The following is a 26,340-nucleotide window of genomic DNA, read 5'->3' as shown; positions in this document are numbered from 1 at the left end:
TTTATTTTTTGAGGTGGCCCGTGGCCCGTTCCAAGACAAGCCATAACTGGCTGAAAGAGCACTTCAACGACCCATTCGTCAAAATGGCGCAAAAAGATGGGTACCGTTCTCGTGCCAGCTACAAATTGCTGGAAATCCAGGAAAAGGATCGTTTGATCCGGCCGGGCATGAGCGTAATCGACCTGGGTGCGGCGCCAGGAGGCTGGTCGCAGGTGACCAGTCGTCTGATTGGCGGGCAGGGCCGGCTGATCGCTTCCGACATCCTGGAAATGGACAGCATCCCTGATGTCACCTTTATTCAGGGCGACTTCACCGAAGACGCAGTGTTGGCTCAAATCCTCGAGGCAGTCGGAAATTCCCAGGTTGACCTTGTGATTTCCGATATGGCCCCCAATATGAGTGGTACGCCTGCCGTAGATATGCCGCGGGCGATGTTTCTGTGCGAGTTGGCACTTGATTTGGCGGGGCGGGTTCTTCGTCCCGGTGGTGACTTCCTGATTAAGATTTTCCAGGGAGAAGGTTTCGACGAATACCACAAGAACGTTCGCAAGATGTTCGACAAGGTAGTGATGCGCAAACCGAGTTCTTCCCGTGACCGTTCTCGCGAGCAATATCTGCTGGGACGTGGCTTTCGCGGGCGTATCGAGTAAAGGTTGTTTTTGACCGGGTTGATAGTTTTTTCGTATTTCGCCCCGGGGGCTTAAGCGAATATTGTGTAATCTGGGTTTCACAAAGGGTTACAGACAGCGCCTGCCAGAGCTGTAGGTAATGTAGTAAGTTAGGTCGGTGAATATCATGCGAAGCGCGCGCCAGCAGCGGAGCTTGCTTCAGAGGGTAGTTAATTGAACGATATGGCAAAGAATCTGATCCTGTGGTTGATCATCGCGGCTGTCCTGGTGACGGTGATGAACAACTTCTCCAGCCCTAACGAGCCGCAGACCCTCAACTATTCCGACTTTATCCAGCAAGTTAAGGATGGCAAGGTCGAGCGCGTAGCCGTTGATGGTTATGTGATTACCGGCAAGCGCAACGATGGCGATAGCTTCAAGACCATTCGTCCTGCGATTCAGGACAATGGCCTGATCGGTGACCTGGTGGATAACCACGTGGTTGTCGAAGGCAAGCAGCCTGAGCAGCAAAGCATCTGGACCCAACTGCTGGTCGCCAGCTTCCCGATCCTGGTGATCATCGCCGTCTTCATGTTCTTCATGCGGCAGATGCAGGGTGGTGCCGGTGGCAAGGGCGGGCCGATGAGTTTTGGCAAGAGCAAGGCGCGCCTGCTGTCCGAAGATCAGGTGAAAACCACCCTGGCGGATGTCGCAGGTTGCGACGAGGCCAAGGAAGAAGTGGGCGAGCTGGTTGAGTTCCTCCGCGATCCGGGCAAGTTCCAGCGTCTGGGCGGCCGCATTCCTCGTGGCGTGCTGATGGTTGGCCCGCCGGGTACCGGTAAGACCCTGTTGGCCAAGGCTATCGCTGGTGAAGCCAAGGTTCCGTTCTTCACCATTTCCGGTTCCGACTTCGTCGAGATGTTCGTTGGTGTAGGTGCCAGCCGCGTTCGCGATATGTTCGAGCAGGCCAAGAAGCATGCTCCGTGCATCATCTTCATCGACGAAATCGATGCCGTCGGTCGCCATCGTGGTGCCGGCATGGGTGGTGGTCATGATGAGCGTGAACAGACTCTCAACCAGTTGCTGGTCGAGATGGATGGCTTTGAAATGAACGACGGCATCATTGTCATTGCCGCCACCAACCGTCCTGATGTGCTGGACCCGGCGCTGCTGCGTCCTGGTCGTTTCGACCGTCAGGTCGTGGTCGGTCTGCCGGATATCCGTGGTCGTGAGCAGATCCTGAAAGTTCACATGCGTAAAGTGCCAATGGGTGAGGATGTTGCTCCAGCGGTAATCGCTCGTGGTACACCCGGCTTCTCTGGTGCTGACCTGGCCAACCTGGTGAACGAAGCGTCGCTCTTCGCTGCCCGTAGCGGCAAACGCATCGTTGAGATGAAAGAATTCGAACTGGCAAAAGACAAGATCATGATGGGCGCGGAGCGCAAATCCATGGTCATGTCCGAGAAGGAAAAGCAGAACACGGCTTATCACGAAGCTGGCCATGCCATCGTCGGTCGCGTAGTGCCTGAGCACGATCCGGTCTACAAGGTTTCGATCATCCCGCGCGGTCGGGCTCTGGGTGTAACCATGTTCCTGCCGGAAGAAGATCGCTACAGCCTGTCCAAGCGTGCGCTGATCAGCCAGATCTGCTCGCTGTACGGCGGCCGTATCGCTGAAGAAATGACATTGGGCTTTGACGGTGTAACTACCGGTGCTTCCAACGACATCATGCGCGCCAGTCAGATTGCGCGGAACATGGTGACCAAGTGGGGGCTGTCCGAAAAGCTGGGACCGTTGATGTACGCCGAAGAAGAGGGCGAGGTTTTCCTGGGACGCAGTGCTGGCAGCCAGCATGCTAGCCTGTCTGCGGAAACCGCCAAGCTGATCGACTCCGAAGTGCGTAGCATCATCGACCAGTGCTATGGCACCGCCAAGCAGATCCTCACGGATAACCGCGACAAGCTGGATGCGATGGCCGATGCCTTGATGAAGTATGAAACCATCGATGCCGAGCAGATCGACGACATCATGGCTGGTCGTACCCCTCGCGAGCCTCGTGATTGGGAGGGCGGTTCGGGTACCACGCCTCCGGTGGTGCAGAATGAGCGTCCAGAGACACCGATCGGCGGCCCGGCTGCTGACCACTAAGGTTTGAAATGACTTCTATGTCGTCCTCGACCCGGTTGCCTTGCGGCAACCGGGTTCTTGATTTGGCCCATACGCATGTCATGGGCATTCTTAATGTCACTCCCGATTCCTTCTCCGATGGTGGTCGTTTCAGTCAGCTGGATGCTGCCTTGCGCCATGCCGAGGGCATGGTGCAGGCGGGCGCGACGCTCATCGATGTGGGGGGCGAGTCCACTCGTCCTGGTGCACGAGCGGTATCGCCGCTTGAAGAGCTTGAGCGGGTAGCGCCTATCGTCGAGCGCATCCATCGTGAACTGGATGTCATTATTTCGGTCGATACCTCCACGCCTGCGGTCATGCGCGAAACTGCGCGCCTGGGCGCGGGTTTGATCAACGATGTTCGATCGTTGCGACGGGATGGCGCGCTGGATGCGGCGGCGGCTACAGGTTTGCCAGTCTGCCTTATGCATATGCTCGGTGAGCCTGGCGATATGCAGGACAATCCGCAGTATCGGGATGTGACCAAGGAAGTGGGTGAATTCCTTGCAGAGCGTATGGCTCAGTGTGCGGCAGTGGGTATTGGGGCGGAGCGGATCATTCTGGATCCAGGTTTTGGCTTCGCGAAGACCCTGCAGCACAACTTGAGCTTGTTCAAGCATATGGATGCCCTGCATGCCCTTGGTCAGCCTTTGCTGGTTGGCGTTTCGCGAAAGAGCATGATAGGTCAGGCATTGAGTCGCCCTGTCGGAGAGCGTCTGTATGGCGGGCTGGCTCTTGCTGCTTTGGCAATGTCCAAAGGGGCAAAGATCCTGCGGGTCCATGATGTGGTCGAGACGGTGGATGTCGTGCGGATGATTACAGCTGTGGAATCAGCCGAATAAGAATGATGGAGCACTTATGAGCAAAAAATACTTTGGCACCGACGGCATTCGCGGTCGTGTGGGTGTGTACCCTATTACTCCCGATTTCATGCTCAAGCTGGGCTGGGCCGCAGGTATGGCTTTCCGCAGCATGGGCGCCTGTCGCGTGTTGGTGGGTAAAGATACGCGGATTTCCGGTTACATGTTCGAATCCGCGCTTGAAGCGGGCCTGTCCGCTGCCGGTGCGGATGTGATGCTGCTGGGCCCGATGCCCACTCCTGCCATCGCCTACCTGACCCGCACTTTCCATGCCGAGGCAGGGATTGTGATCAGTGCGTCGCATAATCCTCACGATGACAACGGCATCAAGTTCTTCTCGGGTGAAGGCACCAAGCTCCCCGATGAAGTTGAGCTGATGATCGAGGAGTTGCTGGACGCGCCGATGACCGTGGTGGAGTCGAGCAAGCTGGGCAAGGTCTCGCGCATCAATGATGCCTCGGGCCGTTACATCGAATTCTGTAAGAGCAGCGTTCCTTCCAGTACCAGCTTTGCGGGTCTGAAGATTGTTGTCGATTGTGCCCATGGCGCAACCTACAAGGTGGCGCCAAGCGTTTTCCGTGAGTTGGGTGCTGAGGTGGTGGTGCTCTCCGCACAACCTAATGGCCTGAACATCAACGACAATTGCGGTTCGACCCATATGGGGCAGTTGCAGGCTGCGGTATTGGCCGAGCACGCCGACCTGGGTATCGCCTTTGATGGTGATGGCGACCGGGTACTGATGGTCGACCATACAGGCGCCATCGTCGACGGCGACGAACTGTTGTTCATCATCGCCCGGGACCTGCATGCGCGTAACAAGCTGCAGGGCGGCGTGGTCGGTACCTTGATGAGCAATCTGGGCCTTGAGTTGGCCTTGGCTGACCTGGGTATTCCATTCGTACGCGCCAATGTTGGCGACCGTTATGTCATTGCCGAGCTGCTTGAGCGCCAATGGCTGGTAGGTGGTGAAAACTCCGGCCATATCGTGTGCTTCCAGCACACCACCACCGGTGATGCGATCATTGCTGCCCTGCAGGTGCTGATGGCGCTGAAGCGACGTGATGAAGGGCTGGCGCAGTCGCGTCAGGCGCTGCGCAAATGTCCGCAGGTTCTGGTCAATGTGCGCTTTGGTGGCGGAGCCAATCCCGTCGAGCATCCTGCTGTGAAAGAGGCCTGCGCGCGCGTTACTACCGCGATGGCCGGGCGTGGGCGAGTGTTGCTGCGCAAGTCGGGTACCGAGCCTTTGGTTCGCGTCATGGTCGAAGGTGACGATGAAGCCCAGGTCCGTGGCTATGCTGACGAACTGGCAAAACTGGTTGCGGAAGTTTCTGCCTGATTTCGGCTTGCCAGTGTTGATGCGGTTGGGTAACATCTGCGCCCACTTTGACCGACGAGGTACAGCATGCGTCGCCCTATGGTAGCTGGTAACTGGAAAATGCACGGTACCCGCGCCAGCGTCGCTGAGCTGATCAATGGCCTGCGTCATCTGGCCTTGCCTAGCGGTGTTGATGTCGCGGTATTCCCGCCTTGCTTGTATATCAATCAAGTGATTGATGGCTTGAAAGGCAAGTCGATTTCGGTCGGCGCGCAGAACTCTGCGGTGGAACCCATGCAAGGTGCGCTGACAGGAGAAATCGCTCCGAGTCAGCTGGTGGATGCAGGTTGTTCCCTGGTGCTGGTTGGGCATTCCGAGCGTCGCCTGATGATGGGTGAGCGTGACGGTACGCTGAATCGCAAATTCGCAGCAGCACAGGCTTGTGGTTTGACGCCGGTCTTGTGTGTAGGGGAAACCCTTGAGCAGCGCGAGGCCGGGAAGACTCTTGAGGTTGTCGGGCGTCAGCTGGGCAGCATCATCGAAGAGTTGGGTGTTGGTGCGTTTGCCAATGCCGTTATCGCTTACGAGCCGGTCTGGGCCATTGGTACCGGGCTGACTGCTTCGCCGCAACAGGCCCAGGATGTGCACGCAGCCATCCGGGCGCAGTTGGCGGCAGAGAATTCTGAAGTGGCACGAGGTGTGCGGCTTCTATACGGCGGCAGCGTGAAGGCGGCCAATGCGGTCGAACTGTTCGGCATGCCGGATATCGATGGGGGGCTCATTGGTGGAGCTTCCCTGAATGCAGATGAGTTCGGTGCGATCTGTCGCGCCGCGGGAAACTGAAAAAATGCTGGAAACAGTCGTAGTCGTTTTTCATCTGCTGGGTGCGCTGGGCGTAGTAGCTCTGGTATTGCTGCAGCAGGGTAAAGGTGCGGACGCTGGCGCGTCTTTCGGAGCAGGTGCTTCAAATACTGTGTTCGGAAGCCAAGGTTCCTCTACCTTTCTTAGTAAGTTTACTGCTATACTTGCCGCAGGTTTTTTCATAACCAGCTTAGGGTTAGGTTACTTTGCTAAAGAGAAAGCTCACGAGCTGACTCAAGTAGGTTTGCCAGATCCAGCGGTGCTTGAAGCGCCAAAGCAAAAACCGGCTTCTGATGATGTCCCGGTGCTCCAGGAGCAAAAGTCGGCAACCAATGCGACTGACGTACCTCCAGCTCAAGAGCAGAAGTAAGAAGAGTTTCACGCAGTAACGTAGTCTATGCCGAGGTGGTGGAATTGGTAGACACGCAACCTTGAGGTGGTTGTGCCCATAGGGTGTAGGGGTTCGAGTCCCCTTCTCGGTACCAATTATCAGGAGAGCCCGCTGTTGCGGGCTTTCTTGTAGGTGGAAGGTTACATTGACCCAAAAAGGGATCGGTCGTATACTTCCGCCCCAGCTTTGTCGCGGGGTGGAGCAGTCTGGTAGCTCGTCGGGCTCATAACCCGAAGGTCGTCGGTTCAAATCCGGCCCCCGCAACCAGTTTTAGCGGAGCCCCTTTTCAGGGGCTTTTTGTTAGCTGGACACTTTACAACGCCGCTATTCAACGGCGTTTCCGGGATGGGCGCTTCGCCCATTTTTTATTTGCACAAGCATGCACGAGGGGGTTCAGGTGTCGAGCAAGCTAGAACAGTTGCAGGCCTTGTTGGCCCCGGTGGTCGTGGCCCTTGGCTATGAATGCTGGGGTATCGAGTTTTCGGCTCAAGGTCGCCACTCACTGTTGCGCGTTTATATCGATAAAGAAGGCGGTGTGCTGGTGGACGACTGTGCCATCGTCAGCCGTCAGATCAGCGGCGTTCTGGATGTCGAAGATCCGATCTCCGTTGAATACACCCTTGAAGTTTCCTCTCCTGGCATGGAACGCCCGCTGTTCACCCTTGAACAGTTTGCCAAGTATGTCGGTGAACAAGTGAAGATCAAGCTGCGCTCGCCTTTTGAAGGTCGGCGTAATTTTCAGGGCCTTCTCCGCGGGGTGGAGGAGCAGGACGTCGTGGTGCAGGTGGAAGACCATGAGTTTCTGTTGCCGATCGACATGATCGACAAGGCCCACATAATTCCCAGTTTTGACTGAGACGCGGATCCCGCGGATCCAATGGCTTGCGAAAGGCGAGGCGTACGATGAGCAAAGAAGTACTGCTGGTTGTTGAGTCGGTATCCAATGAAAAGGGTGTACCGGCAAGCGTAATTTTTGAAGCGCTGGAGCTGGCTCTGGCCACTGCTACCAAAAAGCGTTTTGAGGACGAAGTCGATCTGCGTGTGGAAATCAATCGCCACACCGGTGCTTACGAGACTTTCCGTCGCTGGACGGTAGTCGAGGAAGCTGATCTGGACGATCCGGCTGTGGAAACCTGGCCGAGCAAGGTCCAGGAAACCCATCCGGGCGCCAAAGTCGGTGATGTCGTCGAAGAAAAGATCGAGTCGATCGAGTTCGGCCGCATTGCTGCGCAGACCGCCAAACAGGTCATCGTGCAGAAAGTCCGCGAAGCCGAGCGTGCTCAAGTCGTTGACGCCTACCGCGAGCGCCTGGGTGAAATCATCTCCGGCACCGTGAAAAAAGTGACTCGCGACAACGTGATCGTCGACCTGGGTAACAACGCCGAAGCGCTGTTGGCCCGTGAAGACATCATTTCCCGCGAGACTTTCCGTGTCGGCGTGCGTCTTCGCGCGCTGCTCAAGGAAATCCGCACCGAGAACCGCGGCCCGCAGCTGATCCTGTCGCGTACCGCGCCGGAAATGCTGATCGAGCTGTTCCGTATCGAAGTGCCGGAAATCGCCGAAGGCCTGATCGAAGTCATGGCCGCTTCCCGTGATCCGGGTTCGCGCGCCAAGATCGCGGTCCGTTCCAAAGACAAGCGCATTGACCCTCAGGGTGCGTGCATTGGCATGCGCGGTTCGCGCGTCCAGGCCGTTTCCGGTGAGTTGGGCGGTGAGCGTGTGGATATCGTCCTGTGGGACGACAACCCGGCGCAGTTCGTGATCAACGCCATGTCGCCGGCCGAAGTCGCGGCAATTATCGTCGACGAAGATGCCCATGCCATGGACATCGCCGTTGGCGCAGACAATCTGGCTCAGGCCATCGGTCGCGGTGGTCAGAACGTGCGTCTGGCTAGCCAGTTGACTGGCTGGACCCTGAACGTGATGACCGAATCGGACATCCAGGCTAAGCAGCAAGCTGAAACCGGCGACATCCTGCGCAACTTCATCGAAGAGCTGGAAGTCGATGAAGAACTGGCACAGGTGCTGGTTGATGAAGGTTTCACCAGCCTGGAAGAGATTGCCTACGTACCGTTGGAAGAAATGCTCAACATCGACGGCTTTGACGAAGACATCGTCAACGAGCTTCGCGCTCGTGCCAAGGATCGCTTGTTGACTAAAGCCATCGCTACTGAGGAAAAGCTGGCAGACGCCCATCCGGCCGAAGACCTGCTCTCGCTTGAGGGTATGGACAAGGATTTGGCGATGGAACTGGCGGTGCGCGGCGTAATTACCCGCGAAGACCTGGCCGAGCAGTCTATTGACGACCTGCTCGACATCGACGGCATTGACGATGATCGTGCCGGCAAGTTGATCATGGCCGCCCGAGCCCATTGGTTCGAGTAATAGGCGCGGCCTGAGGAGAGAAGTGCATGACGCAAGTCACGGTGAAACAACTGGCCGATGAGGTCAAAACACCGGTAGAGCGCCTGTTGCAGCAGATGCGTGAGGCAGGTCTGCCGCACACCGCCGCCGAGGAACATGTGACCGACAGTGAGAAGCAATCCTTGCTGACTCACTTGAAGAGCAGCCACAAGGCGAAAGTGGAAGAACCGCGCAAGATCACTTTGCAGCGTAAAACCACCAGCACCCTGCGTGTTGCCGGCAGCAAAAGCATCAGCGTTGAAGTACGCAAGAAGAAAGTCTTCGTACAACGCAGCCCGGAAGAAATCGAAGCCGAGCGCCAGCGTGAACTGGAAGAACGTCGCGCAGTAGAAAATGCTGCACGTCAGAAGGCTGAAGAAGAAGCCAAGCGTCGCGCCGAAGAAGAAGCGCGTCGCCAGCCTGCTGCTGCGCAACCTGCTGCCGTTGAAGCGGTCGCCGCCCCTGCGGTGGTTGCCGAACCGATTGTTGAAGACGTCCCTGTTGTCGCTCCAGCGCCGGTCGCTGAAGTGCGCAAGAAGGACGAGCAGCGTCGCCCGGACAAGAGCCGTAACGACGACAACCGTCGTGGTGGCGATGGCGAGCGTAAAAACGCTCCGCATCGTGCTTCCGTCAAGGAAAAGGCTCCGGCTCCACGCGTTGCCCCACGTACTACCGACGAAGAAAGCGATGGCTTCCGTCGTGGTGGTCGCGGCAAGGCCAAGCTGAAGAAGCGTAACGCTCACGGCTTCCAGAGCCCGACCGGCCCTGTCATTCGTGAAGTGAAGATCGGCGAAACCATCACTGTTGGCGATCTCGCCCAGCAGATGTCGGTCAAGGCTGCCGAAATCATCAAGTTCATGTTCAAGCTGGGCACCCCGGCCACCATCAACCAGGTACTGGACCAGGAAACTGCCCAGTTGGTTGCTGAAGAGCTGGGCCACAAAGTGACCCTGATCAGCGACACCGCCCTGGAAGATTCCCTGGCCGAGTCCCTGAAGTTCGAAGGTGAAGCAGTTCCTCGTGCGCCGGTAGTGACCGTAATGGGTCACGTTGACCACGGTAAGACTTCGCTGCTCGACTACATCCGTCGTGCCAAGGTAGCGGCTGGCGAAGCCGGCGGCATCACCCAGCACATCGGTGCGTACCACGTTGAAACCGAACGCGGCATGGTCACCTTCCTCGACACCCCGGGTCACGCCGCGTTTACCGCCATGCGTGCTCGTGGTGCCAAGGCGACCGACATCGTGATCCTGGTGGTTGCAGCGGACGACGGCGTGATGCCGCAGACCGTTGAAGCTGTTCAGCACGCCCAGGCGGCTGGCGTACCTCTGGTGGTCGCGGTGAACAAGATCGACAAGCCGGGTGCCGACCTCGATCGCATCCGTAGCGAACTGTCGGTTCACGGCGTGACGTCCGAAGACTGGGGTGGCGACACTCCATTCGTTCCGGTTTCGGCGAAGATGGGTACCGGTGTCGACGAATTGCTCGAAGCCGTACTGCTGCAGGCCGAAGTTCTCGAACTGACCGCCACGCCTTCGGCTCCTGGCCGTGGCGTCGTGGTTGAGTCGCGTCTCGACAAGGGCCGTGGCCCGGTGGCGACCGTACTGGTTCAGGACGGTACCCTGCGTCAAGGCGACATGGTGCTGGTCGGCTCGAACTATGGCCGCGTGCGCGCCATGCTCGACGAGAACGGCAAGCCGATCAAGGAAGCAGGTCCGGCCATTCCGGTCGAGATCCTCGGCCTGGACGGTACCCCGGACGCTGGCGACGAGATGAGCGTGGTTGCCGACGAGAAGAAAGCCCGTGAAGTGGCTCTGTTCCGTCAAGGCAAGTTCCGTGAAGTCAAACTGGCTCGCGCTCACGCCGGCAAGCTGGAAAACATCTTCGAAAGCATGGGCCAGGAAGAGAAGAAGACGCTCAACATCGTCCTCAAATCCGACGTCCGTGGTTCGCTGGAAGCTCTGCAAGGCGCTCTGAACGGCCTGGGCAACGACGAAGTGCAAGTGCGCGTAGTTGGCGGCGGCGTCGGTGGTATCACCGAAAGCGACGCCAACCTGGCCCTGGCTTCCAACGCTGTACTGTTCGGCTTCAACGTGCGTGCCGATGCCGGCGCTCGCAAGATCGTCGAGCAGGAAGGTCTGGATATGCGTTACTACAACGTGATCTACGACATCATCGAAGACGTCAAGAAAGCCCTGACCGGTATGCTGGGCAGCGACGTTCGGGAGAACATCCTGGGTGTTGCCGAGGTTCGTGACGTGTTCCGTTCGCCGAAGTTTGGCGCGATCGCCGGTTGCATGGTGATCGAAGGTGTCGTTCACCGTAACCGTCCAATCCGTGTACTGCGTGAAGACATCGTTATCTTCGAAGGCGAGCTGGAATCCCTGCGCCGCTTCAAGGATGACGCTTCCGAAGTGCGTGCCGGCATGGAATGCGGTATCGGCGTGAAGAGCTACAACGACGTCAAAGTCGGCGACAAGATCGAAGTCTTCGAGAAGGTTCAGGTTGCTCGCAGCCTCTAACTCGCGCACTTCAAGAGCCATGATGGGCAGCCGCATGCAAATGCACGGCGCATCGTCCGGACTCTAAACGCAACGCCCGGTCTGGCTTCTGTCAGGCCGGGCGTTTGCCGCTTTCAGACCTTGCGGGTTTCACCGCGAGGCAGCAACAGGTAACAAGACATGGCAAAAGAATACAGCCGTACCCAACGCATCGGCGACCAGATGCAGCGTGAGCTCGCTCAGCTGATCCGTCGTGAAGTCAAAGATCCGCGCGTCGGCCTGGTCACCATCACCGCCGTTGAAGTCAGTCGTGACGTTGGTCACGCCAAGATTTTCATCACCGTGATGGGCCAGGACAACGCTGACGATATCGCCCAGAGCATCAAGGTACTCAACTCGGCCGCCGGCTTCCTGCGTATGCAACTGGCTCGCGAGATGAAGTTGCGCAGCGTTCCACAGCTGCACTTCCACTACGACGAAAGTGTCGTGCGGGGCGCGCATCTGTCGGCCCTGATCGAGCGCGCCGTGGCCGAAGACAGCCAGCACGCCGCTGAACCCGAAGACGCCAAGGAGTAAGCGGTGGCTCAGGTCAAGCGTATCCGTCGTAACGTCAGCGGTATCATCCTGCTCGACAAGCCGCTGGGGTTCACCTCCAACGCGGCGCTGCAGAAAGTCCGCTGGTTGCTCAACGCCGAAAAGGCCGGGCATACCGGCAGCCTCGATCCCCTGGCCACCGGCGTGTTGCCGTTGTGCTTTGGCGAGGCGACCAAGTTCTCGCAATACCTGCTCGATTCCGACAAGGGGTACGAAACCCTGATGCAGTTGGGCAAGACCACCACCACGGCCGATGCCGAGGGTGAAGTCCTGCAGACTCGCGAAGTGACCGTTGGTCGCGCCGATATTGAAGCGGTGTTGCCGGAATTTCGCGGGCAAATCAGCCAGATACCGCCGATGTACTCGGCCCTCAAGCGTGATGGCCAGCCACTTTACAAGCTGGCCCGTGCAGGCGAAGTGGTGGAGCGCGAAGCGCGTTCTGTTACTATTGCGCGCTTGGAATTACTGGCCTTTGAAGGCGATACTGCGCGGCTAGCGGTGGACTGCAGTAAAGGCACCTATATCCGGACCCTGGTGGAGGATATCGGTGAGAAGCTGGGTTGTGGTGCTTACGTCGCGGAACTGCGTCGCACCCAGGCCGGTCCTTTCAGTCTGGCCCAGACCGTCACGCTGGAAGAGCTTGAGGCGGTACATGCCGAAGGCGGCAATGAAGCGGTGGATCGCTTCCTGATGCCATCGGACAGCGGCCTGCTGGATTGGCCACTGCTGCAGTTCTCGGAGCACAGCGCGTTCTACTGGCTCAACGGCCAGCCGGTACGGGCTCCCGATGCACCGAAGTTCGGCATGGTGCGGGTACAGGATCACAACGGTCGCTTTATCGGTATCGGTGAAGTGAGCGAAGACGGGCGCATCGCGCCGCGTCGACTGATTCGGTCGGAATGACCGGAACCAGCCTGTGTAACAGCAGGCTGGAGAGGGTGGCTGTTAACAGGCACGGTCACAGCTCATTTATAGATACAGGGATTTGTCCCTGGCCTGTTGGTGGCGTTTCTCGGAACGTTGCCTTTTGAGAGGAAAGCCAAATGGCACTCAGCGTTGAAGAAAAAGCTCAAATCGTAACCGACTACCAGCAAGCTGTTGGTGACACTGGTTCGCCAGAAGTGCAAGTTGCACTGCTGACCGCCAACATCAACAAACTGCAAGGTCACTTCAAGGCCAACGGTAAAGACCACCACTCCCGTCGTGGTCTGATCCGCATGGTTAACCAGCGTCGTAAGCTGCTGGACTACCTGAAAGGCAAAGATCTGAGCCGCTACAGCGCTCTGATCGGTCGCCTGGGTCTGCGTCGCTAATCAGCGATTGCGCTAGAGGTTGGTTGTTTGCCGTGCGTCAGTGGGTTCCCCGCAGGCGCATGGCAGGCTCCCAGCCTCAAGTTTTATCTGGACAGTAGTTTTACCTGGACAATCTGGCCGGGCCGATTCCCGGAATTGCCCAAGAATTTCGCAAGAAACCAGTTCCCCCAAGAGCCACAAAGAAGGTAGGACACCGTGAACCCGGTAATCAAAAAATTCCAGTTCGGTCAGTCGACCGTTACCCTCGAGACTGGCCGTATCGCCCGTCAGGCCTCCGGCGCAGTATTGGTCACCGTTGACGACGACGTCAGCGTATTGGTGACCGTGGTTGGCGCCAAGCAAGCCGATCCAGGCAAGGGTTTCTTCCCTCTGTCTGTTCACTACCAGGAAAAGACTTACGCTGCCGGTAAGATCCCTGGCGGTTTCTTCAAGCGTGAAGGCCGTCCTTCCGAGAAAGAAACCCTGACCTCGCGTCTGATCGACCGTCCGATCCGCCCTCTGTTCCCAGAAGGCTTCATGAACGAAGTGCAGGTTGTCTGCACCGTGGTTTCCACCAGCAAGAAGACCGATCCGGACATCGCTGCGATGATCGGTACCTCGGCTGCCCTGGCGATCTCCGGCATTCCTTTCGACGGTCCGATCGGCGCTGCCCGCGTTGCTTTCCACGAAAGCACCGGCTACCTGCTGAACCCGACTTACGAACAACTGGCTGCTTCGAGCCTGGACATGGTCGTGGCCGGTACCGAAGAAGCGGTACTGATGGTTGAATCGGAAGCCAAAGAGCTGACCGAAGACCAGATGCTGGGCGCCGTACTGTTCGCCCACGACGAATTCCAGGCTGTTATCCAGGCCGTCAAAGAGCTGGCTGCCGAAGCCGCCAAGCCAACCTGGGACTGGGCTCCTGCTCCAGAAGCCACCGACCTGCTGGGCGCTATCCGCTCCGAGTTCGGCGAAGCGATCTCCCAGGCCTACACCATCACCGTCAAGGCCGACCGTTATGCTCGCCTGGGCGAGTTGAAAGACCAGGTCGTCGCCAAGCTGTCCGGTGAAGAAGGCCAGCCTTCCGCCAGCGACGTCAAAGCCGCTTTCGGTGAAATCGAATACCGCACCGTTCGCGAAAACATCGTTAACGGCAAGCCACGTATCGACGGTCGCGACACCCGCACCGTGCGTCCGCTGAACATCGAAGTCGGCGTTCTGCCGAAGACCCACGGTTCGGCTCTGTTCACCCGTGGGGAGACTCAGGCCCTGGTAGTCGCGACTCTGGGTACTGCCCGTGACGCGCAGTTGCTGGACACCCTGGAAGGCGAGAAAAAAGACCCCTTCATGCTGCACTACAACTTCCCTCCGTTCTCGGTGGGCGAGTGTGGTCGCATGGGCGGCGCTGGTCGTCGTGAAATCGGTCACGGCCGTCTGGCCCGTCGTTCGGTCCAGGCCATGCTGCCAGCCGCCGACGTGTTCCCCTACACCATCCGCGTAGTATCGGAAATCACCGAGTCCAACGGTTCCAGCTCCATGGCTTCCGTTTGCGGTGCTTCCCTGGCGCTGATGGACGCTGGTGTGCCGATGAAGGCACCGGTTGCCGGTATCGCCATGGGCCTGGTTAAAGAGGGCGAGAAATTTGCCGTTCTGACCGACATCCTGGGTGACGAAGACCACCTGGGCGACATGGACTTCAAGGTAGCCGGTACCGCCAAAGGCGTCACCGCGCTGCAGATGGACATCAAGATCAAAGGCATCACCGAAGAAATCATGGAGATCGCCCTGGGCCAGGCCCTGGAAGCTCGCCTGAACATCCTCGGCCAGATGAACCAGATCATTGGCCAGTCGCGTACCGAACTGTCGGCCAACGCTCCGACCATGATCGCGATGAAGATCGACACCGACAAAATCCGTGATGTCATCGGTAAAGGCGGCGCGACCATCCGTGCTATCTGCGAAGAGACCAAGGCTTCGATCGACATCGAAGACGACGGCTCGATCAAGATCTTCGGCGAAACCAAGGAAGCCGCAGAAGCCGCGCGTCAGCGCGTTCTGGGCATCACCGCGGAAGCCGAGATCGGCAAGATCTACGTTGGCAAGGTTGAGCGCATCGTCGACTTCGGCGCATTCGTCAACATCCTGCCTGGCAAGGACGGTCTGGTTCACATCTCCATGCTGAGCGATGCTCGCGTCGAGAAAGTGACCGACATCCTGAAAGAAGGTCAGGAAGTGGAAGTGCTGGTACTGGACGTGGACAACCGCGGCCGTATCAAGCTGTCCATCAAAGACGTGGCAGCAGCCAAGGCTTCGGGCGTTTAACACGACCGCAGCATTGAGCTGAACAAGCAAACGCCCCGACTGGTTCGGGGCGTTTTGCTATCTGCCGGTTTTCCTCCCGCCGCAATCTTTTGTAGGAGCGAGCTTGCTCGCGATCCGATATCAAGGGCGCCAACAGCCCCGAAGGCGACCGCTGCGCGGTCATCGCGAGCAAGCTCGCTCCTACATAGGGAGGCGATATGGCAAAACCCCGGTCCCGGTGCTAGGTTTAGCCCAGCGCCCGTGTAGCTCAGCCGGTAGAGCAGCGCACTCGTAACGCGAAGGTCGCAGGTTCGATTCCTGTCTCGGGCACCAATCAAGCCATCCATGAAGGTCTGTCAGACACCTGCAAATCCCGCCCGGCGCGGGTTTTGTCGCTTCTGGGGGGCCAGATGATTCATGGATACCGTGGCCCCAAGACCCTGTTCATTCCTCCTCAAGCGCCCCAACCAGCCAGTCGCAGAAACTGCGGGTAAGGGCGTCGCCTTCGCTGTCGCGGTGCACCAGCCAGCTCCAGTTCGGGCCGCGCACAGTCTGCTCCGCCAGCGCCACTAACAGTCCCTGATCCCGGGCGCGGCCGGCCAGCAGCTGGCTGACGAGGGCTATCCCCAGGCCTTGGCTGGCGGCGTCCAGCAGCAGGCCGGGGTCGGAGAAGTTCAGACCCTGGCTGTGCTGGCCGACATCGATACCGCCCTGTACCTGCCAATGGCTCCAGTCCATCTCACGCTCGCCGTGCAGGGTGGTGCGCGCATCCGCTGCCTGTTCCAGCAAGGCGGGATGGCAGGCCGGGTACAGGCGGTCCTCCAGCAACACGCGAAAGCTGCATTCGGCCTGGGCGCTGAGGTCGTCGCGCACGGCGATGTCGATGGTCTGGGTGGCCATGTCCGGCGTTTCGTCGGTGGTCAGCAGCCAGAGATCAACCTGCGGATGAAGCCGGTGAAAGTCCGCCAGGCGCGGCACCAGCCAGTGGCGGGCGAAGGCCGGGGTGGTGTTGACCACCAGTTGGTTGGGTTTGCGGTACTGGTCCAGGCGACGGATGCCTACGGCCAGTTGCTGCAGCAGCGACTGGGTGGTGCTGAGCAGGTCGAAGCCGGCATCGGTCAGCGCCACGCTGCGGCCGTTGCGGAAGAACAGCGGCTGTTCGAGGAAGCTTTCCAGGCTGCGAATCTGCTGGCTGATGGCCGACTGGGTGAGGTGCAGCTCTTCGGCGGCCTTGTGGAAGCTGCCCAGGCGGGCGGCGGCTTCGAAGCCGCGCAGGGCATTCAGGGGTGGCCAGTGTTTAAGCATGATCGATAAGCTCAGCTAATCAGGATTCGACAAAATCTATCGTTTGTTCGGTCGTTTTTACAGGCCTAGCATACAAGTCATGACCGCGGTCGCGGTTTTCAGTAATAACAAAATCTTAACTGAAGGCACTTGTATGCAATTCAACGATGCGCAGAACGGCTGGCTCATGCCCGCCGAATGGGTACAGCACGCCGCCTCCTGGATGGCTTTCCCCCATAACCAGGCCCTGTGGGAAACCAGCTGGGGAGTGACCCTGGCCGATGTGCAGGTCGACTTCGCCCGTGTGGCCAACGCCATCGCCCGTTTCGAACCAGTGAAGATGGTGGTCGACCCCTGCGCAGTGACGCGAGCCCGTGAGTTGTGTGGCGCGAATATCGAACTGGTCGAACTGGCGATCAACGATAGCTGGTGCCGCGATTCCGGTCCGAGTTTCGTCTGCCATCCGCGCCTGGGCACGGCCGGGGTCAACTGGCGTTTCAACGCCTGGGGCGGCAAATCGGCCTTCGACCTGGACCAAAGCCTGGCGCGGCGTATTCTCGACAACCTCGGCCTGCAATGCTTCGACACATCGCTGACCAACGAAGGCGGCGCCATCCATGTGGACGGGCAGGGCACCCTGATCACCACCGAATCGGTGCTGCTCAACGGCAACCGCAACCCCGGCATGAGCAAGGCCGAAATGGAGGAAATCTTCACGCGTCTGCTGGGCGTGAAGAAAACCATCTGGCTGCCCGGCGACCCCGACTACGTGACCGGCGACATGACCGATGGCCACGTCGACGGCGTCTGCGCCTTTGCCCGGCCCGGTGCGCTGCTGGTGGACGCGACCCGGGATTCCTCTTCGGTGTATGCCGAAGTCGTGCGCGAGAACCGCCGCGCCCTGGAACTGGCCACCGATGCCCTGGGGCGTCGCTTCGAAATGCTCGAACTCTTCGAAGCCAGCGACGCCGTGGACCAGGAGGCCGAGGTGTTCTGCGCGTCCTACACCAATTTCTACATCGCCAATGGCGCGATCATCATGCCGGCCTACGGTATCGCTGCCGACGACGAGGCGGCGGCGACCCTGCGCCTGGCTTTCCCCGGGCGTGAGGTGGTGCCGGTGCGGATCAACCAGTTGGCCCACGGCGGCGGCGGTGTGCATTGCATCACCCAGCAGCAACCGGCCTGGCCGCTGAAGGGGTAATGCCATGACTCATCTGACCGTCGCCACCACCCAGTTCGCCTGCAGCTGGAACCTGGAGGACAACCTCGACCAGGCCGAGCAACTGGTGCGGGACGCCGCTGCCAAGGGCGCGCAATTGATCCTCCTGCAGGAGCTGTTCGCCACCCCGTACTTCTGCATCGAGCAGGACCACAAGCACCTGGCCCTGGCCCAGGAATATGGCAAAAGCACCGTGCTCAAGCGCTTCGCCGATCTTGCCCGGGAGCTGGGCGTGGTGCTGCCGCTGAGCTGGTTCGAGCGCGCCGGCAACGCCTTCTTCAACTCGCTGGCGGTGGCCGATGCCGACGGCCGCTTGCTTGGCGTCTACCGCAAGACCCACATCCCCAACGCCATCGGCTACCAGGAGAAGGAGTACTTCAGCCCCGGCGATACCGGCTTCCGCGTCTGGGACACCGCTTTCGGTCGGATAGGCGTGGGCATCTGCTGGGACCAGTGGTTCCCCGAGACCGCCCGCTGCCTGGCCTTGATGGGCGCCGAGGTGCTGCTCTATCCCACCGCCATCGGCTCCGAGCCGGGCGCCGCCGGGCTGGATTCGCGCGACCACTGGCAACTGACCCAGCGTGGCCATGCTGCCGCCAACATCCTGCCGGTGATAGCGGCCAACCGTATCGGGCAAGAGGTGGCGACCACCGATCCGCAGCTGCGGATGGAGTTCTACGGCTCGTCCTTTATCACCGATCACAAGGGCAAGCTGCTGGCCGAGGCCGACCGTGACACCAGGGGCGTGTTGATACAGCGGCTGGACCTCGGCGCCATGGCCGACGAGCGCCTGAGCTGGGGCATCTACCGGGATCGCCGCCCGGAAATGTACGGCCCGCTGCTGGGGCTGGACGGTCGCCAAACCCACCAACACTGGCAGCGCCAGGGGGCCTGAAGATGAATCTCATCAAGACGCTGTCGGTGCTTGCGCTGGGCCTTGGCCTGGGCTGCACGCAATTCGCCGCGCAGGCCGAGGACAAGGTCCTGCGGCTGTACAACTGGGCGGACTACTTCGCCCCGCAGACCCTCGCTGCCTTCACTCGCGAGACCGGTATCCAGGTCATCTACGACGTGATGGACAGCAGCGAGACGCTGGAAGCCAAGATGATGTCCGGCCACAGTGGCTATGACCTGATCTTCCCCGGCGACACCGTGGCCGAACGCCTGATGCGCGCCGGTGCCCTGCAGAAGCTCGACCAGGGCAAGCTCGAGCACCTGGATGACATCGAGCCCGGCTTGCGCTCGTTGCAGGCCCGTTATCCGCACTCGCGGCATGCCACCGTGCCCTACACCTGGGGCACCATCGGCCTGACCTGGAACCAGGCGATGATCGACAAGCGTCTGAATAATGCGCCGGTGAACAGCCTGGATATGATCTTCAAGCCCGAGATCGCGGCGAAGTTCGCCGACTGCGGCATCTCCATGATCGACTCGCCCGACGAAGTGCTGGCCGTGGTGCTCAACTACCTCGGTCACGACCCGCGCAGCAGCAAGCCGGACGAACTGGCCGAGGCGGTGGCGCTGCTCAAGGGCATCAAGCCGTACATCCGCAAGTTCCAGTCGCAGCCGGTGACCCAGCTGGTCAATGGCGATATCTGCCTGTCCCTTGGCTACAGCGGCGACATGACCCAGGCCCAGCGTACCGCCGACGAGGCCGGCAAGGGGACGCGCTTTGAGTACCGCATTCCGCGGGAGGGCACCACGGTATGGATGGACACCATGGCCATCCCGGCCGATGCCCGCCACCCGGAATACGCCTATGCGCTGATCAATTTCATCATGCGCCCGCAGAACATGGCGGCGATCAGCAATGCCACCGGCTATCCCACCTCCAGCACCAAGGCCAGGCCGATGGTGGCGGCCGACATGCGCAATAATCCAGATATCTATGTGGACGAGGCCACCTACGGACGGCTGATCCCTGGCAAGGACATTGCGCAGCGCGACATGCGGGCGCGAATGCGCGCCTGGACTACCTTCAAGACCAGCCTTCACGACTGAAGCCGCCAGCTACCAGAGCAGGGCGGGCACCCGGTAACCGGGTGGCCACGCCCTTCAAGATTCACTCAACAGAGAACACCCCATGTCTACACGCCGTGACTTCATCAAGCAGCTGATGGCGGCCAGCGGAGTCGGTGCTGCCGCCTCCCTTGGCCTCGGCTTCGGCGCCCCGCGAATTTTCGCCGCCCCGGCCGGCAACTGGTACATGCCCGACGAGCACGGCCCGCAGGAGCGGGTGATCCTGGCTTTCGGCGCGTCGTCCCGGGTCTGGGAGGATTGGGCGGGCGCGGTGAACGACACCATCGCCCTGCTGGCCAGGACCATCGCCAAGTACCAGCCGGTGACTGTGCTGTGCCGCGCCAACCAGCTGTCATTGGCCAAGAGCAAGTGTGGCACCAGCAATATCGATTTCCTGACCCTGTCGCTGGACGACGTCTGGGTGCGCGACTACGGCGGCTGCTTCGTGGTCGACGGCGCGGGCGGCCTGGGCCTGGTGGACTTCAACTTCAATGGCTGGGGCGACAAGCAGACCTCGGCCAACGACACCCGCGTGGCCGACACCTTGAGCGAGGAGATGGAGGCCGACTACGTCCGTAGCGCGCTAGTGGGCGAGGGCGGCGGTATCGAGGTGGACGGGCATGGCACCGCGATCATCACCGAGAGCTGCTGGATCAACGACAACCGCAATCCGGGACTGGGCAAGGCGCAGATCGAAGCCGAGCTGAAGGCCAACCTCGGCCTGCGCAAGATCATCTGGTTGCCGGGTATCAAGGACAAGGACATCACCGATGCCCACGTCGATTTTTATGCGCGCTTCGTCAAGCCCGGCGTGGTGATCGCCAATCTGGACAAGGATCCCGAGTCCTATGACTACGCCGTCACACGCAAGCACCTGGAGATCCTCAACGCTGCCACCGACGCCGATGGCCGCAAACTGGTGGTCCACACCCTGCCGCCGCCGACCAAGATGCGCAGCAACCAGTACACCCGCGACAACCCGGATTTCGCGCCGGGCTATATCAACTTCCTGCCGATCAACGGTGCAGTGATTGCCCCACAGTTTGGTGACGCGGCGGCGGACAAATACTGCAAGGACCTGCTGACCAGGCTTTATCCGGGGCGGGTGGTGGAGCAGGTCAATATCGACCCGATCGCCGCGGGTGGCGGCGGCATTCATTGCGTGAGCAAGCATCTGCCACGGGTGTGAGGTGGCTTTGGGGGGGTGGATCTGACTCGATCCTTCATACACAACAAAGCCCGCATCGAGCGGGCTTTGTCGTTTTTACCGGCCTTGAATCACTTCACCTTGCTTCTCAGGTCCTCAAGGCTGCGTTTGAGCTGGTCCAGGTTCTGGCTTTGATTGCTGACCTCGCTCTTGAGGCTGGACAGCTCGCTGGAGCTCGAACTGGAGCTAGAGCTGCTGCCGCGTTTGAGGTCGTCGATCTGTCTTTCCAGCTTGTCCAGGGTGCCGGCTTGACTGCTGACCGTGCTCTTGAGGCTGGACAGTTCGCTGGAGCTCGAACCGGAGCTTGAGCTGCTGCCGCGCTTGAGGTCGTCGATCTGACTCGCCAGCTTATCCAGGGTGCCGGCCTGACTGCTGACCGTGTTCTTGAGGCTGGACAGTTCGCTGGAGCTCGAACTGGAGCTAGAGCTGCTGCCACGCTTGAGCTCCTCGATCTGCTTGCCGAGCTTGTCCAGTTCACTGGCTTGGCTACCGACCGTGCTCTTGAGGTTGCTCAGCTCGCTGGAGTTCGAACTTGAGCTTGAGTTGCTGCCACGCTTGAGCTCCTCGATCTGCTTGCCCAGTTTGTCCAATTCACTGGCCTGACTGCTGACCGTGCTCTTCAGGCTGCTCAGCTCGCTGGAGTTCGAGCTGGAGCTTGAACTGCTGCCGCGCTTGAGTTCCTCGATCTGTTTGCCGAGCTTGTCCAGTTCGCTGGCCTGGTCGCTGGTAACGCGCTTGAGGTTGTTCACTTCACTGGCGCTCGAACTGGAGCTGGAGCCGCTGTTGCGCTTGAACTCTTCAAGCTGGGTTTCCAGTTTCTTCAGCTGGTTGGCTTGCTCGCCGGTGGTTTTCTTGAGGTTGCTCACCTCACTGGCATTGGCGCTGGAGCTGCTGCCGGTGTTGCGCTTGAGCTCTTCGATCAGGCGGGCCTGGCTGTTGACCAGGTCCTTGAGCTTTTCCAGCTCGGCGGTGCTGCTCTTGAGGCCGTCCTGCAGCTTTTGCAGGTCGTCCACGGTGAAGCCGCTGGGGCGCACAGTGAACTTGAGGTCCACTTCCTGGTGCAGGGCCGAGATCCTGTCCGAGTACGAGGCGCTGTTGGAGTTGAACTCGATGGCCTGGGCGGGGAGTGACAGGCTGCTGAGGATCAGGGTGGAGAGACTGGTGGCGAGGAGGACGGACGAACGCTGAGTGCGGCTGAACATCACTGGGTTTCCTTGTGAAGTGCCGATATGGCACATCGCTATGACTGCGTTCTTGCCTGCTTGTTCCAGGGGCAAGAAGGCAGTTCGGGGAGAGGAATGTAACAACGTATTTTTCATCAAAGTGCCTTGAGCGAACGGACAGGTTTTTTGTCGGTGCGCTGTAAGGATTCGTAGGCATTCGCAGACAAAGGCCCTATATTCGCAGCCTGTCTGAATGGTTTTCAGATGATCCCGAATGGTTCACGGCCAGATAAATCGGCTTTCACAGCGTTTTTTTGCGGCAAAGAGATCCCAACGATCCAGATCCATCTTCCATTCCCATGATCAGAGAGAACGAGATGATTCCTAAAGAAGCCAGAATTGACGTAGCCCTTGAAAAGTACCTGGCTGCCACGCCTTCCTTGCAGGAAGAAATCAGCGACCTGAGCCCGCAAGAGCAGAAGCAGCAGGCCCAATGGGCGTTCGAGGACGAGGCCGAGTCGCGCGGCATCGAGCCGTGGGAACTTGTGCTGGAGTTGGTGGCCGAGTCGCCCGAGGAGCTCAAGGCCATGCGCCTGGAGGTCCATCAGGAGGTGGCCGAGGCCCTGGGCATGGACCTTCAGGACTACCTGGAACTCAACGAAATCGACGACTGATGCAAAAACGCCAGCCTTTCAGGGGCTGGCGTTTTTCTTCGGGGTACCGCGCAAAGAGTCAGAGGCTCAAGCGCATCGACAGGTCGACCGCCTTCACATCCTTGGTCATCGCCCCGATCGAAATGTAATCGACGCCCGTCTCGGCGATCGGGCGCAAGGTGCTTTCATTGATCCCGCCGCTGGCTTCCAGCTTGGCCTTGCCGGCATTCAGGCGTACCGCTTCACGCATGTCATCCAGGCTCAACTCGTCGAGCATGATGATGTCCGCGCCCGCCGCCAGGGCTTCCTTGAGTTCTTCCAGGCTTTCCACTTCGACTTCCACCGGCTTGCCCGGGGCGATCTTGTGGGCGGCGCTGATCGCCTGGGCGATGCCACCGCACGCGGCAATATGGTTTTCCTTGATCAGGAAGGCGTCGTACAGGCCGATGCGGTGGTTGTGGCAGCCACCGCAGGTCACCGCGTATTTCTGTGCCAGGCGCAGGCCCGGCAGGGTCTTGCGGGTATCCAGCAACTTGACCTGGGTATCGGCGACGAAGTCGGCGTAGTACTGCGCGCGGGTGGCCACGCCGGACAGCAACTGCAGGAAGTTCAGGGCGCAGCGTTCGCCGCTGAGCAGCGAACGGGCCGGACCTTCGAGGTGGAACAGCACCTGGTTGGGGCTGACGCGTTCGCCGTCATGCACCTGCCAATGCACGGCGACCCGCGGATCGAGCTGACGGAACACCGCGTCGACCCAGGCCGTGCCACTGATGATCGCCGCTTCGCGGGTGATGATGGTGGCTTTGGCCAGGCGTTCGGCCGGGATCAGTTGCGCGGTGATATCGCCGCTGCCGATGTCTTCCAGCAACGCACGGCGCACGTTGGCTTCGATTTCGGCGGTCAGGTCGGCGAGGCGTAGATTCGGCATAACGGGCTCCACAAACAAAGTGGCCCGATTATAGGGCCATGGCGCAAGCGAACCCAAGGCGAGCGCCCTCCCGTAGCTGCATTTGGTCGCCTGGCATGAGCCGTTTGCGAGAAAGGGCGGTCGCTATATGAGCGCTATTTCAAAGCCCGCGCAGAGTCTGCTGGCACAAGAAGGGGCTTTTGCCAGATAATCCGACTTCTAATTGACGTCATAGCTTTGACGTCTGTTTGGCTCCCCGATATTTGAAATGCAGCGGCGCGTATCGATGCTCGCTGGGACTCGACTGTGAGCGTCGACCGACCTTTCATTGCGCGGCAGAGAAAACCCTTTCAGGAGGCTTGGATGCACAACGACGGGAATGTAGTGCCTTTGCACAAGGCGGCTACGGATCAGGCGAACGCTTCGCCGCTCGCCCGCCTGCCTGTGATTCTGCTTCAGGTCCGTGACAAGGCCGCCCAGCAACTGCGCCATGGCCTGCAGGAACTGTTCGATAACGCCGACGACACCTTGTTCGAGATGGCCGACCGGGCCCAGAACAATGTCGACCAGAACACCTTTTTCGAAGCCATGCGCGACCTGCGCCTGAAACGCAAAAGCATCGAGCGCGGCTTCCTGGAAAAACTCTTCGAGGCCTTTGTCGGCCTCGTCCACTACGACCCCGCCCCAGCGATCGCCCAGGCCGTCGCCTATGTTCCACCCGCCGATACCTGCCGTGACGACCTGGAGCGCACTGTGGCCCTGGAGGCCATGGTCGCCAAGGCGGGCAACCGTGACGGCTTTGCCCTTGGCCAACTCACCGCGCGCCTGAACGTGCTGCTGGGCAAGCGCCTGGATGACCGCAGCAACCCCCTGGGCCCGGCCATGCTCTGCGAGTACTTCCTCGAATCCGGGCGCAACCTGGGGGTGGAGATCAAGGTCAAGCTGATCATTCTCAAGCTGTTCGAGCGTTATGTACTCAGCGAGGCCGACCAGCTGTACGCCGAAGCCAATCAGCTGTTGGCCGCCACTGGCGTGTTGCCCGAACTCAAGCCGGCGCCGGCGCGCCGGGCCCTCGACCAGGCGGCCGCGAGTATCCAGGCCTCGCCCGAGCCCGGCGTGGCGCAGATGGACGAAAGCGTTCAGGAAGTGTTCGCCGCCTTGCAGGAGCTGCTGCTGCATGTCCGCGGCAGTGTGGTGCCGACCCTGGAGGCGAGCGCCGAAACCCAGCCGATTTCCACCCGCGACCTGCTGCGCCTGCTGTCGCACCTGCAGCACTACGTGCCGGCTGGCACCCAGGACGATTTCGACCTGCGCAACCACTTGGAACAGCTGCTGACCCGGGTCAGTGTGAAAAGCGGCAAGTCACGGGTGGTCGGGGTGGCCGACGAGGATGTGATCAACCTGGTGGCCATGCTCTTCGAGTTCATCCTGGCCGATCGCAACCTGCCGGAATCCTTGAAGACCCTGATCGGCCGTTTGCAGATCCCCATGCTCAAGGTCGCGGTGCTGGACAAGAGTTTCTTCAGCCGCAGCAGCCATCCGGCCCGGCGCCTGCTCAACGAAATCGCCGCGGCGGCCATGGGCTGGGGCAGCTGCGACGATTATCAGCGTGACAGCCTGTACCTGCGCATCGAGCAGGTGGTGCAGCGGCTGCTGAGCGACTTCGTCGACGACCCGGCGATCTTTTCCGAGCTGCTCGCCGAGTTTCTCGCTTTCACCAGCGACGAGCGCCGCCGCAGCGAGCTGCTGGAGCAGCGCACCCGTGACGCCGAAGAGGGGCGGGCCAAGGCCGAGCTGGCGCGGCGTCGCGTCGAGCAGGCACTGAACGAGGGGCTGCTGGGAAAGGTCCTGCCGCTGATGGTCGTCGAGTTCGTGCAACAGGCCTGGAGCAAGGTCCTGCTGCTGACCTGTCTCAAGCATGGCGAGCACTCCAGCGAATGGCGCCAGGGGCTGCAGACCATGGAGCAGTTGATCTGGAGCGTGCAGCGCCACACCGACCCGGATGCCGCCATGCAACTGCTGGCGCTGGTGCCCGACCTGCTCAAGGCGCTGCGCGACGGCTTGAACAGCGCGGCGTTCGATCCGTTCGCCACCAGCGAGTTCTTCAGCCAGCTGGAAGCCCTGCACCTGCAACTGTTCGAGCACATAGGCCAGAGCGCCGAGCCGCAGCAGCCGGGCCTGGCGGGCGAGCAGCCGGCGATGGTCGCAGTCGAGGAGCAGATCATCCTGCCCAGTGCCGAGGAGGGCCCGCTGGAGGCCGCGCCCCTGGCGCTGGCGCCCAACGATCCCGGGGTGCTGCGGGTCGAACAGCTGCGGCTGGGGGCCTGGGTCGAATTCCTCGAGGACGAGGACAACAGCCTGCGCTGCAAGCTGGCGGCTATCGTTCAGCCCGGCGACAAGTACATCTTCGTCAACCGCACCGGCATGAAGGTGCTGGAGCGCACCCGGGTCGGCCTGGCCCTGGAGTTTCAGCGCGGGGCGGTGCGTGAGCTGGACGACACCCTGCTGTTCGACCGGGCGCTGGAGTCGGTGATCGGCAGTTTGCAGCGACTCAATCGCGGCAAGTGATCGCAACCTGGGCGCGGAACGCGGC

22 protein-coding genes and 3 tRNA genes are annotated in these 26,340 nt (G+C 60.2%); 22 read left to right on the top strand and 3 right to left on the bottom strand.

Going from position 1 to position 26,340, the window contains the following annotated elements:
* Nucleotides 1-20 precede the first annotated feature (20 nt).
* The 16 genes from rlmE to ACTJKT_RS04420 all read left to right on the top strand — a co-directional run bounded on the left by rlmE (nucleotide 21) and on the right by ACTJKT_RS04420 (nucleotide 15,625).
* A complete protein-coding gene (rlmE, locus tag ACTJKT_RS04495) occupies nucleotides 21-650 on the top strand; it encodes a 23S rRNA (uridine(2552)-2'-O)-methyltransferase RlmE (RefSeq protein ID WP_007920869.1) in 630 nt (209 codons plus the stop codon).
* A 201-nt stretch (nucleotides 651-851) separates the two neighbouring features.
* The gene (gene ftsH / locus ACTJKT_RS04490; protein ID WP_009046930.1) at nucleotides 852-2,756 is read left to right on the top strand and encodes an ATP-dependent zinc metalloprotease FtsH; all 1,905 of its coding nucleotides are present in this window, start codon (nucleotides 852-854) and stop codon (nucleotides 2,754-2,756) included.
* A gap of 8 nt (nucleotides 2,757-2,764) precedes the next feature.
* Nucleotides 2,765-3,616, top strand: coding sequence for a dihydropteroate synthase (gene folP / locus ACTJKT_RS04485; protein ID WP_440786311.1), 852 nt, complete (start codon nucleotides 2,765-2,767; stop codon nucleotides 3,614-3,616).
* A gap of 16 nt (nucleotides 3,617-3,632) precedes the next feature.
* Nucleotides 3,633-4,970: a phosphoglucosamine mutase gene (glmM, locus tag ACTJKT_RS04480; RefSeq protein WP_440786310.1), complete on the top strand. Its 1,338-nt coding sequence runs from the start codon at nucleotides 3,633-3,635 to the stop codon at nucleotides 4,968-4,970.
* Between the two features lie 66 nt (nucleotides 4,971-5,036).
* The gene (gene tpiA / locus ACTJKT_RS04475) at nucleotides 5,037-5,792 is read left to right on the top strand and encodes a triose-phosphate isomerase (RefSeq protein WP_016701663.1); all 756 of its coding nucleotides are present in this window, start codon (nucleotides 5,037-5,039) and stop codon (nucleotides 5,790-5,792) included.
* Between the two features lie 4 nt (nucleotides 5,793-5,796).
* Entirely contained in the window at nucleotides 5,797-6,180 is a 384-nt protein-coding gene (secG, locus tag ACTJKT_RS04470) for a preprotein translocase subunit SecG (RefSeq protein ID WP_009042126.1), read from the top strand.
* Nucleotides 6,181-6,209: 29 nt separating this feature from the next.
* Nucleotides 6,210-6,295 (top strand) — tRNA-Leu (locus ACTJKT_RS04465).
* 96 nt (nucleotides 6,296-6,391) lie between these two features.
* A tRNA-Met gene (locus ACTJKT_RS04460) sits at nucleotides 6,392-6,468 on the top strand.
* 130 nt (nucleotides 6,469-6,598) lie between these two features.
* Nucleotides 6,599-7,057, top strand: coding sequence for a ribosome maturation factor RimP (rimP, locus tag ACTJKT_RS04455; RefSeq protein ID WP_007920877.1), 459 nt, complete (start codon nucleotides 6,599-6,601; stop codon nucleotides 7,055-7,057).
* 47 nt (nucleotides 7,058-7,104) lie between these two features.
* The gene (gene nusA, locus ACTJKT_RS04450) at nucleotides 7,105-8,586 is read left to right on the top strand and encodes a transcription termination factor NusA (protein WP_009046934.1); all 1,482 of its coding nucleotides are present in this window, start codon (nucleotides 7,105-7,107) and stop codon (nucleotides 8,584-8,586) included.
* A gap of 26 nt (nucleotides 8,587-8,612) precedes the next feature.
* A complete protein-coding gene (gene infB, locus ACTJKT_RS04445; protein WP_009046935.1) occupies nucleotides 8,613-11,126 on the top strand; it encodes a translation initiation factor IF-2 in 2,514 nt (837 codons plus the stop codon).
* Nucleotides 11,127-11,285: 159 nt separating this feature from the next.
* Nucleotides 11,286-11,681, top strand: coding sequence for a 30S ribosome-binding factor RbfA (gene rbfA, locus ACTJKT_RS04440; RefSeq protein WP_009046936.1), 396 nt, complete (start codon nucleotides 11,286-11,288; stop codon nucleotides 11,679-11,681).
* A 3-nt stretch (nucleotides 11,682-11,684) separates the two neighbouring features.
* Nucleotides 11,685-12,602, top strand: coding sequence for a tRNA pseudouridine(55) synthase TruB (truB, locus tag ACTJKT_RS04435; protein ID WP_007920884.1), 918 nt, complete (start codon nucleotides 11,685-11,687; stop codon nucleotides 12,600-12,602).
* Between the two features lie 140 nt (nucleotides 12,603-12,742).
* The gene (gene rpsO, locus ACTJKT_RS04430) at nucleotides 12,743-13,012 is read left to right on the top strand and encodes a 30S ribosomal protein S15 (RefSeq protein WP_009042128.1); all 270 of its coding nucleotides are present in this window, start codon (nucleotides 12,743-12,745) and stop codon (nucleotides 13,010-13,012) included.
* Between the two features lie 195 nt (nucleotides 13,013-13,207).
* Complete coding sequence (gene pnp, locus ACTJKT_RS04425) at nucleotides 13,208-15,313, top strand: polyribonucleotide nucleotidyltransferase (protein ID WP_025810051.1); 2,106 nt, start codon at nucleotides 13,208-13,210, stop codon at nucleotides 15,311-15,313.
* Nucleotides 15,314-15,549: 236 nt separating this feature from the next.
* Nucleotides 15,550-15,625: transfer RNA gene (locus tag ACTJKT_RS04420), tRNA-Thr, on the top strand.
* A gap of 111 nt (nucleotides 15,626-15,736) precedes the next feature.
* On the opposite strand, the gene ACTJKT_RS04415 is transcribed toward ACTJKT_RS04420, so the two are convergent.
* Nucleotides 15,737-16,597, bottom strand: a complete 861-nt coding sequence (locus tag ACTJKT_RS04415) for a LysR substrate-binding domain-containing protein (protein ID WP_440786309.1) — start codon at nucleotides 16,595-16,597, stop codon at nucleotides 15,737-15,739.
* 133 nt (nucleotides 16,598-16,730) lie between these two features.
* Between ACTJKT_RS04415 and ACTJKT_RS04410 the strand changes: the two genes are divergently transcribed.
* The 4 genes from ACTJKT_RS04410 to ACTJKT_RS04395 all read left to right on the top strand — a co-directional run bounded on the left by ACTJKT_RS04410 (nucleotide 16,731) and on the right by ACTJKT_RS04395 (nucleotide 21,006).
* Nucleotides 16,731-17,780: an agmatine deiminase family protein gene (locus tag ACTJKT_RS04410; RefSeq protein ID WP_440786308.1), complete on the top strand. Its 1,050-nt coding sequence runs from the start codon at nucleotides 16,731-16,733 to the stop codon at nucleotides 17,778-17,780.
* Between the two features lie 4 nt (nucleotides 17,781-17,784).
* Complete coding sequence (gene aguB / locus ACTJKT_RS04405; RefSeq protein WP_440786307.1) at nucleotides 17,785-18,693, top strand: N-carbamoylputrescine amidase; 909 nt, start codon at nucleotides 17,785-17,787, stop codon at nucleotides 18,691-18,693.
* A gap of 2 nt (nucleotides 18,694-18,695) precedes the next feature.
* A complete protein-coding gene (locus ACTJKT_RS04400) occupies nucleotides 18,696-19,799 on the top strand; it encodes an extracellular solute-binding protein (RefSeq protein WP_440786306.1) in 1,104 nt (367 codons plus the stop codon).
* A gap of 82 nt (nucleotides 19,800-19,881) precedes the next feature.
* A complete protein-coding gene (locus ACTJKT_RS04395; RefSeq protein WP_440786305.1) occupies nucleotides 19,882-21,006 on the top strand; it encodes an agmatine deiminase family protein in 1,125 nt (374 codons plus the stop codon).
* Between the two features lie 89 nt (nucleotides 21,007-21,095).
* Here ACTJKT_RS04395 and ACTJKT_RS04390 read toward each other — a convergent pair whose 3' ends face one another.
* Nucleotides 21,096-22,226 (bottom strand): hypothetical protein, encoded by a 1,131-nt coding sequence (locus tag ACTJKT_RS04390; RefSeq protein WP_440786304.1) that lies wholly within the window; start codon nucleotides 22,224-22,226, stop codon nucleotides 21,096-21,098.
* A 338-nt stretch (nucleotides 22,227-22,564) separates the two neighbouring features.
* Here ACTJKT_RS04390 and ACTJKT_RS04385 point away from each other — a divergent pair, with 338 nt between their 5' ends.
* Complete coding sequence (locus ACTJKT_RS04385) at nucleotides 22,565-22,861, top strand: DUF6388 family protein (protein WP_025810064.1); 297 nt, start codon at nucleotides 22,565-22,567, stop codon at nucleotides 22,859-22,861.
* A 58-nt stretch (nucleotides 22,862-22,919) separates the two neighbouring features.
* Here ACTJKT_RS04385 and nadC read toward each other — a convergent pair whose 3' ends face one another.
* Nucleotides 22,920-23,768, bottom strand: a complete 849-nt coding sequence (nadC, locus tag ACTJKT_RS04380) for a carboxylating nicotinate-nucleotide diphosphorylase (RefSeq protein ID WP_097305641.1) — start codon at nucleotides 23,766-23,768, stop codon at nucleotides 22,920-22,922.
* Nucleotides 23,769-24,110: 342 nt separating this feature from the next.
* Here nadC and ACTJKT_RS04375 point away from each other — a divergent pair, with 342 nt between their 5' ends.
* Nucleotides 24,111-26,315, top strand: coding sequence for a DUF1631 domain-containing protein (locus ACTJKT_RS04375; protein ID WP_440786303.1), 2,205 nt, complete (start codon nucleotides 24,111-24,113; stop codon nucleotides 26,313-26,315).
* The last annotated feature ends 25 nt before the right edge of the window (nucleotides 26,316-26,340 follow it).

This window comes from Pseudomonas sp. 22526, assembly GCF_052044735.1.
In the GTDB taxonomy this organism is placed as follows: Bacteria; Pseudomonadota; Gammaproteobacteria; order Pseudomonadales; family Pseudomonadaceae; genus Aquipseudomonas; species Aquipseudomonas piscium.
This window is presented reverse-complemented; position numbering and strand designations above follow the sequence as displayed.